This window comes from Spirabiliibacterium mucosae, from assembly GCF_014884965.1.
Lineage (GTDB): Bacteria > Pseudomonadota > Gammaproteobacteria > Enterobacterales > Pasteurellaceae > Spirabiliibacterium > Spirabiliibacterium mucosae.
Window position 1 is genome coordinate 41357 of sequence record NZ_JABTBO010000017.1, and the last position, 8655, is coordinate 50011.

At 52.4% G+C, this 8655-nt stretch carries 5 protein-coding genes and 2 pseudogenes; 5 read left to right on the forward strand and 2 right to left on the reverse strand.

What is annotated here, in order from left to right; translation table 11 throughout:
* Positions 1-31: 31 nt before the first annotated feature.
* The 5 genes and pseudogenes from nusA (at position 32) to truB (ending at position 5536) form a co-directional block, all read left to right on the forward strand.
* Positions 32-1525: a transcription termination factor NusA gene (nusA, locus tag HPC37_RS07585; protein WP_208122554.1), complete on the forward strand. Its 1494-nt coding sequence runs from the start codon at positions 32-34 to the stop codon at positions 1523-1525.
* A gap of 8 nt (positions 1526-1533) precedes the next feature.
* Positions 1534-1620 (forward strand): annotated as a pseudogene (locus tag HPC37_RS10950) (translation initiation factor IF-2 N-terminal domain-containing protein); the annotation flags it as partial.
* 45 nt (positions 1621-1665) lie between these two features.
* Positions 1666-4178 (forward strand): annotated as a pseudogene (infB, locus tag HPC37_RS07590) (translation initiation factor IF-2).
* A gap of 55 nt (positions 4179-4233) precedes the next feature.
* Positions 4234-4617 carry a 30S ribosome-binding factor RbfA gene (gene rbfA / locus HPC37_RS07595; protein ID WP_208122555.1) on the forward strand — a complete coding sequence of 128 codons (384 nt, stop codon included), beginning with the start codon at positions 4234-4236 and terminating at the stop codon, positions 4615-4617.
* Between the two features lies 1 nt (position 4618).
* Positions 4619-5536 (forward strand): tRNA pseudouridine(55) synthase TruB, encoded by a 918-nt coding sequence (gene truB, locus HPC37_RS07600; RefSeq protein ID WP_208122556.1) that lies wholly within the window; start codon positions 4619-4621, stop codon positions 5534-5536.
* Between the two features lie 45 nt (positions 5537-5581).
* Here the strand turns inward: truB and HPC37_RS07605 are convergent, their stop codons facing one another.
* Together HPC37_RS07605 and HPC37_RS07610 are read right to left on the reverse strand one after the other, a co-directional pair.
* The gene (locus tag HPC37_RS07605) at positions 5582-7063 is read right to left on the reverse strand and encodes a DUF2264 domain-containing protein (protein WP_208122557.1); all 1482 of its coding nucleotides are present in this window, start codon (positions 7061-7063) and stop codon (positions 5582-5584) included.
* 60 nt (positions 7064-7123) lie between these two features.
* Positions 7124-8655, reverse strand: a 1532-nt coding sequence (locus tag HPC37_RS07610) for a sulfatase-like hydrolase/transferase (protein WP_208122558.1), incomplete at its 5' end; no start/stop codon positions are given.

Consider the following 8655-nt stretch of genomic DNA (forward strand, 5'->3'; position numbering starts at 1 on the left):
ACCCGCTGCAACGCAGCGTAGAGAGGCAACCATGAGTAAAGAAATTTTATTAGCCGCTGAGGCGGTATCAAACGAGCGTTTACTGCCAAGAGAGAAGATTTTTGAAGCGCTAGAAAACGCGCTGGCGATTTCCACCAAGAAAAAGCACGAAATGGACATTGACGTGCGCGTGGTGATTGACCGCAAAACAGGGGATTTCCAAACTTTCCGCCGCTGGCAGGTGGTGGAAGAAGTGGAAATTCCAACCAAAGAGATCACCCTTGAAGCGGCGCAAATGGAAGAACCTAACATTCAATTGGGTGAGTTTATTGAAGATGAAATTGACTCCATCCCGTTTGATCGCATCACCATGCAAACCGCGCGCCAAGTGATCAGCAGCAAAATCCGCGAAGCAGAGCGCAACAAAGTGGTGGAAAACTTCCGCAGCCAAGAAGGCGAAATCGTCTCTGGGATTGTGAAAAAGGTTAATCGTGATGTGATTCAACTCGATTTGGGCAACCAAGCCGAAGCGGTGATTCAACGTGAAGATATGCTCCCGCGTGAAAACTTCCGCCCAGGCGATCGCGTTAAAGGCGTGTTGTATAAAATCAACCCTGAAGCCAAAGGCGCGCAATTGTTTGTCACTCGCTCAAAACCAGAGATGATCATCGAGCTTTTCCGCCTTGAAGTGCCAGAAATTGGCGAAGAGTTGATTGAAATCCGCGGTGCGGCGCGTGACCCAGGCTCGCGCGCGAAAATCGCGGTGAAAAGCAACGACCGCCGCATTGACCCAGTGGGGGCGTGTGTGGGCATGCGCGGTGCGCGTGTGCAGGCGATCACCAATGAGCTTGGCGGTGAACGTGTCGACATCGTGCTGTGGGACGACAACCCAGCGCAATTTGTGATCAACGCCATGGCGCCAGCCGATGTCAGCTCCATTGTGGTCGACGAAGACAAACACGCGATGGACATCGCCGTTGATGCCGCCAATTTGGCCCAAGCCATTGGCCGCAACGGGCAAAACGTGCGTTTAGCTACCCAATTGACAGGCTGGACATTAAATGTGATGACCACCGAAGAGCTGCACGAGAAACATCAGCAAGAAACAGACCGCGCATTGAACTTGTTCATTGAGCATTTGGATGTGGATGAAGACATCGCGGAAATTTTGGTCGACGAAGGCTTTAGCTCCCTTGAGCAAATCGCCTATGTGCCAACGGAAGATATGCTTGAAATCGACGGCTTTGATGAAGACTTGGTCGAAGAGTTGCGCGCCCGCGCGAAAAGTGCGATCACCACCATTGCGCTGGCAGAAGAAGAGCGCTTGTCGCAAGCCAACATTCAAGAAGAGCTGCTCAACCTTGACGGCATGGAGCGCCACATTGCGTTCAAACTGGCTGAAAAAGGCGTGACAGACCTTGAAGAGCTGGCCGAGCAAAGTGTTGATGATTTGGCAGACATTGAAGAGCTAAGCGCAGAAAAAGCCGGCCAATTGATTATGGCGGCGCGTGAAATTTGCTGGTTTAGCGACGCTGAATCGAAATAGGGGGAGATATGAGTAAAACGGTAAAGGATCTAGCGACGGAAATTAACACCCCACTAGAGAAATTGTTAACCCAGCTCAAAGACGCTGGGATTGAAAAAGGCGCTGATGACACCATCAGCGCGATTGATGAACGCAAATTATTGAAATCACTCGGTGGCGCAGGCGCGAAGCCGAAAAAATTAACGCTGCAACGCAAAGAGCGCAGCACCTTGAAAATCACCGGCACTGGCGGCAAATCGAAAGAAGTGAAAGTGGAAGTGCGCAAAAAACGCACTATTACACCAGTGTCGAAAGAAGACATCGAGCGCAAAAAAGCCGAAGAGAAAGCGCGCCTTGAAGCCGAAGCTAAAGCCAAACAAGAGGCAAAAGAAAAAGCCGAACGTGAAGCGAAAGAAAAAGCCGAGCGTGAAGCCAAAGCCAAAGCCGAACGTGAGGCTCAAAAACAAGCACAAGCTGAAAAAGCCGAAAGTGCGGTCAAGGCGAAAAAAGTCGACAGTGAAAAAGAAAAACTGCGCGCCGAAGAGGCAGAACTGCGCCGTAAAGCTGAGCAACTCGCCGCTGAAAAAGCCGAAGCGTTGGCTCGCCAAGCGGCTGAAGAAGCAAAACGCATGGCCGCATTGGCGAAAGACAGCGATGAAGCCGAGGAAAACCAAAAGCAGAAGAATTCACCGATGCTAAATTAACCTCACGCTACGCGCAAGAAGCTGAAAACGAAGAAGCGCGCCGCAAAGAAGGCCGCAACCGCAACAAAAAAGTCAATAAAGCGAAAAAACGCGATGACGACAGCTCAAAATCTGAGCGCGAAGCTAACCGCCGCAACCAGAAAAACGGCCGCGGTGGCAAAAACGGCAAACGTGGCAGCTCCATTCAACAAGGGTTCACCAAACCAGCAGCGCCTGTTAACCGCGAAGTGGTGATTGGTGAAACCATTACCGTGGCTGAATTGGCCAACAAAATGGCGGTGAAAGCAACCGAGGTGATCAAAACCATGATGGGCATGGGCGCGATGGCGACCATTAACCAGGTGATCGACCAAGAAACTGCGCAACTGGTAGCGGAAGAAATGGGTCACAAAGTGGTGCTGCGCCGTGAAAACGAGCTTGAAGAAGCGCTCTTGAGCGACCGTGACAGCAACGCGCAAGCGGTGACCCGCGCGCCGGTTGTGACCATTATGGGCCACGTTGACCACGGTAAAACCTCACTGCTTGACTACATTCGTAAATCACGCGTGGCCTCAGGTGAGGCGGGTGGCATTACCCAGCACATTGGTGCTTATCACGTGCAAACCGACAACGGCATGGTCACCTTCCTTGACACCCCAGGGCACGCCGCCTTTACCTCGATGCGTGCGCGTGGTGCCAAAGCCACCGATATTGTGGTGCTGGTGGTGGCTGCCGATGATGGCGTGATGCCACAAACCATTGAAGCAATTCAACACGCCAAAGCGGCCAACGTGCCGTTAGTGGTGGCCGTGAACAAAATTGATAAACCTGAAGCTGACCCAGACCGCGTGAAAAACGAACTGTCACAATATGAAGTCATCTCTGAAGATTGGGGCGGCGACACTCAGTTTGTGCACGTTTCAGCCAAAAAAGGTACTGGCGTGGATGAATTGCTCGATGCCATTTTGCTGCAATCTGAAGTGCTTGAACTCACCGCTGTGAAAGACGGCATGGCCAGCGGCGTGGTGATTGAATCCTACCTCGACAAAGGCCGTGGCCCGGTTGCCACAGTGTTGATTCAATCAGGCACCTTGCACAAAGGCGACATTGTTTTGTGTGGCTTGGAATACGGCCGCGTGCGCGCGATGCGTGATGAAAACGGCAAAGAAATTGACGCCGCAGGCCCGTCTATCCCAGTTGAGATTTTAGGCCTCTCTGGCGTGCCAGCCGCGGGTGATGAAGCCACCGTGGTGCGTGATGAGAAAAAAGCGCGCGAAGTGGCGCTACACCGCCAAGGCAAATTCCGCGAAGTGAAACTCGCTCGCCAACAAAAAGCGAAATTGGAAAATATGTTCACCAACATGACCGAAGGCGATGTGGCGGAAGTCAACATTGTGGTCAAAGCGGACGTGCAGGGCTCGGTTGAAGCTATTTGCCAAGCCTTGACTGAACTTTCCACCGATGAGGTGAAAGTGAAAATTGTCGGCTCTGGTGTGGGTGGTATTTCTGAAACCGATGCCACCTTGGCCGCCGCCTCCGATGCGATTTTGGTCGGCTTTAACGTGCGTGCTGATGCCTCAGCCCGCCGCGTGGTGGAAGCAGAAAACATTGACCTGCGTTATTACTCCGTGATCTATGACTTGATCAACGAAGTGAAAGCAGCCATGAGCGGCTTGCTCTCACCGGAGTTCAAGCAAGAGATCATTGGCCTTGCGGAAGTGCGCGATGTGTTCAAATCACCAAAAATTGGCGCGATTGCCGGTTGTATGGTCACCGAAGGCGTGGTCAAACGCCACAACCCAATCCGCGTGTTGCGTGACAACGTGGTCATCTACGAAGGCGAGCTGGAATCCCTGCGCCGCTTTAAAGACGACGTCAACGAAGTGCGCAACGGCATGGAATGTGGTATCGGTGTGAAAAACTACAACGACGTGCGCGTGGGCGACCAAATCGAAGTTTTCGAAACCGTTGAAGTTAAACGCAGTATCTAAGTTTGACCGCACTTTGCGTTATAAATGGCAACGTGCGGTTTTTTAAGGAGTTTATATGGCAAGAGAATTTTCCCGTGCGCAACGCGTGGCGCAAGAGATCAAAAAAGAGATTGCCGTCATTTTGCAACGCGAGGTGAAAGACCCGCGCATTGGCATGGTGACTGTCTCTGATGTGGAGTTGTCGCGTGATTTAGAGCACGCCAAAATTTTTGTCACCTTTTTGTTTGACCAAGATGAAAGTGCGGTTGAAAAGGGCATGCAAGGCCTGCACGAAGCCTCAGGCTACATCCGCACATTGTTGGGCAAAGCGATGCGCCTGCGCGTGGTGCCAGAGTTGCGTTTTGAATACGACAACTCCCTGGTTGAAGGCATGCGCATGTCGAATTTGGTGACCAAAGTGGTCAACGACGACAACGCCAAACACAAAGACGAAGACTAACGTGGGCAGACCAAGAAAACGCGGGCGCGATATCGACGGCGTGGTGCTGCTCGACAAACCGCAAGGCATCAGCTCCAACGATTTGTTGCAAAAGGTCAAGCGGCTGTTTAACGCCAACAAAGCGGGCCACACCGGCGCCCTTGACCCGCTCGCCACTGGCATGTTGCCGATTTGTTTGGGCGAGGCGACCAAGTTCAGCCAATTTTTGCTTGATGCCGATAAAACTTATGTGGTGACTGCCAAGCTCGGCGAGCGCACCGATACCTCCGATGCCGAAGGGCAGGTGATAAGCTCCCGTGAGGTAAAGTGCGATTTGGGCGAAATTGAGCAGGCGTTAGTGCACTTTCGTGGTGAGTTGATGCAAGTGCCGACCATGTTCTCGGCGCTGAAACACAACGGCAAGCCGCTCTATGAATACGCTCGCGCGGGCATCACGATTGAGCGCCAAGCGCGGCCGATCACCGTGTTTAGCCTAGATTTGCTGGATTATTCTGCGCCGTTTTTGCGCCTGCAAGTGCATTGCTCCAAGGGCACCTACATTCGCACCTTGGTCGATGACTTGGGTGAAATGCTCGGCTGCGGTGCTCATGTCAGCACGCTGCGACGCATTGGCGTGGCCAATTACCCGCAAGAGAATATGGTCAGCCTTGAGCGGCTGCAAGCACTCAGCGAGCAAGGCGAGCAAGCCTTGGATAAATTGCTGCTGGCCACCGACAGCGCAGTGGACACGCTGCCGGCGCTGATTTTGGATGACACCCAAGCACTGCGCCTTTGCCAAGGCCAGCGGCTTAAGCTCAATGTGAAAATGCAGCCTGGCCAGTTGCTGCGCGTGTTTTCCCCGCAGCGGCAGTTTTTGGGTGTGGCGCTGTTTGATGAGCGGCAAACGCTCCACCCACAGCGGTTGATCACCACCAATTAACACAAAAGTGCGGTTTGACCGCACTTTTTGCTTTCTATTCCCCGACTATTTACGCCATTGCGTTGGCGGGTTTAAAAACAAATTCAGCCGAGACGAGTAACAAGTCACGCCCTTACGAATGAGGTTGTTTTTCGGCCGAATGGCGCGCCCGACAATGCGTTCAGCCAGCGGCAGCCAAAAGGCTTGGCGTTGCAAGGCAGCCTCTTCAAGCGGGTAATTTGGGTAGTCATTTTGCTTGAAGATAGCGCACACTTCACCCGTGTTTTGGTGGCCGATGATGGTCAGGCCAATGGCATCAATGGTGATGTTGAAATCGCCCTTTTCCACCTCAAGCGGTGCTTCGGCTTGCGTCCACAGGTTGAGCTCATCGCCTGCATAGGTGAGCAAAATCAAGGTGCGCAATGACCACAATGCGCTGCCTGAGCCGCTGTAGCTGTCGACCAAGCGACGGTCGGCCTTGAACAGCCCTTGTGTGAGCACGCCTTTTTGGATGGCGCCACGTTGAATGAAAAAGCGGTTGAGGGTAGATACAATGCGCTTAACTTGCCCGTCGGCGCGCCCTTGTTGAATCATCGAGCTGACCAACGCGGTGGGCGCGGCAAAGCGGTAGATAATGCTGCGGCCGAAAAAGGTCAAACCTTGTGGCGTGAACAGATATTTGAATTTTTCGCAAAAGGTTTTGGCGCTCTCAACAATAAAAGTGCGGTCGAAACTCGGGTCAATTTGGTCAATCCAAAACAACGCGTAATGAAACCCCCACGAGTTGTAGTAGTCAAAATTGCCTTTCGCGCCATCGCGGAACCAACCCTCCCCGACATAAAACTCTTTGATGCGGGCGTAGCGGTCGTGGTTGACGACATCGTCACCGCTGAGATCGCGGATCACCAATTGGGTGAGTACGATAAACAAATGCCAGTTGTTGTCCACCGTTTTGACATCGCTGATTTTTTTCAACCAGCGGATGATTTGTGCTTTTTCGGCGTCGCTATACTGCGCCCAAACCGCACTTTTACTCAGCCACAGCGCCAAGGCAAAGTCGGCGGTTTCGCAAATCACTTGGCTGTAGTCATGCAGCTCGCCCCAATAGCCTTTGCTTTGTGGGTCGGTGGCGTTGAGAAAGCCCGTTTTTAAAATGGCTTGCACCTGCGGGTAGAGCAGGGAGTTTTGGTTATTTGTATTGTGCAAAAACGCCGCCAGCAGCGGGTAACTGCGCGCTGCGCTTTCAATGGCGTCGCTCTCCACTCCTTGCTCGGCGGGGATGCCTGGGTAGTAGGCTTTGGCGCCGTCATAATGGGCGTGATGCAGGAAGCTTTGGATAAAATAGTCCCGCAGCACAACGCAGCCGGTGGCAAAATCGTAATCTTCGTCTGCGAAGGTGTCTTGCAAAGTGGCATCTAGTGAGGTGAACGGCTTTTTGAATTTCAACAACTTGCCGATATTTTGTTGAAAGGCGCGCCAATAATCGCGCCAGCCTGGGTGCTCGTGCGCGAGAAAGGGGCGCTCGGTGTAGCGAATGTTGTCAGGCATAATCCCTCCTAAAAAAATCACTCCCTATTTTACAATAGAGAGTGATTGTTGTGCGCAAAATTACGCTTTGGGTTGCTCAGGTGTGGCACAAGCGTCGAGTTTCTTTTGCATTTTCTTGGTCGGCCCGGTGATAAATTCCACTGGGCGCCAAGAGTCACCTGTTTTTTCAAGCCAAGGGATCAACTCTTCTTTGATCAGTTTTTGCACCAATTCAGGGTTTTGCTCGGCAATGTTTTTCTCTTGATAGGGGTCGTTGACGTTATCAAAGAGGGTGTATTTGAGCGGTTCACCGTCTTGGCGATCAATTTCCAACGTGTGGGTTGCGGTGCGTACGCCGCGGCGGCCGAAAGATGGCTGGCCGTACGGCACAAACAAATAGAGCTGAGATGTTGGGCTTTCGCCTTTATCGTGCAGCACTTGTTCAGCCAAGCTCACCCCTTCCACACTGCCTGGAATGGCGTCTTTCAGCCCTAAAAGGTCAAGCACAGTTGGGTAAATATCCGGTGCCGACATCAAGCTTTGGTTAACACCTGGTTTGATTTTGCCTGGCAGACGGAACATCATTGGCACGCGCATGGACTCTTCATAAATCACGTTTTTAGTTGGTTTGCCATGAGAGCCAATGCAGCAACCGTGGTCGGAGAAGAACACCACCAAGGTGTTGTCGCTCAAGCCTTGTTTATCCAGCTCGGCTAAAATGCGGCCGAATTGCTCGTCTACGCCGGTGACCATCGCCATGTAGGATTTGAAATTATCTGGGCCGTAGCCTTCAAGGTATTTTTTATCCCAGTCAACATTTGGGCGTGTATTGAGATCTTTTGAGGTTTTATCTTTATACATGTCCAAATATTTTTGCGGCACTTGGTCATAAGGGGAGTGCGGTGGGTTCATAGAAACCACCAGCGCGAACGGTTTGTTCGGGTCGCGGTATTTGTTGCCGTCGTTGCGTAAATAGTTGATCGCCATGTCAGCCTCATGCTCTGGACCCCATTGGTCAACGTATTCTGGGTATTCACGTGGGGTGTCGTTGCCCCAATACATCGGCTTCATGTGCAAGTCATAGGTGCCGTAGGAATACCAAAAATCGAATCCGTGGCGGCGGTCTGGCGGTGTCCATTCATTCCAGTAGCGGCCTTCCATCGGGTTGTTGTAGCTTTTAATGTACGGCTCGTGCGGCACGTCTAGGTGCCATTTGCCGATGTAGCCGAGTGCGTAGCCTTCATCTTTGAGCACATCTGACCAGCAGCGAGCATACGGTGACAGCTCAATGCCGACTTTGCCGCCGTAGTCATGGGTGTTGCCGGTCACGCCGTTGTGCAGCGGGTATTGGCCGGTCATCAGCATGCCACGAAATGGCGAGCACAATGGGTAGTTTGAAGCCATTTGATCCATCACTTTCGCTTGTTTGGCAAAGGCATCCAAGTGCGGTGTAATGGCTGGGTCTTCACCTTTGAAGCCTTGCGCATGGGCGCGCATTTCATCTGGGAAGACCAGCAACAAGTTCAATTTGGGTGCATTGTCCTTTTTGTTGTCGTGGCTGTCGTGGGCAATCGCTTTGCCCGCCAAGGCGGTGGCAACCGAGCTGCCTGCAA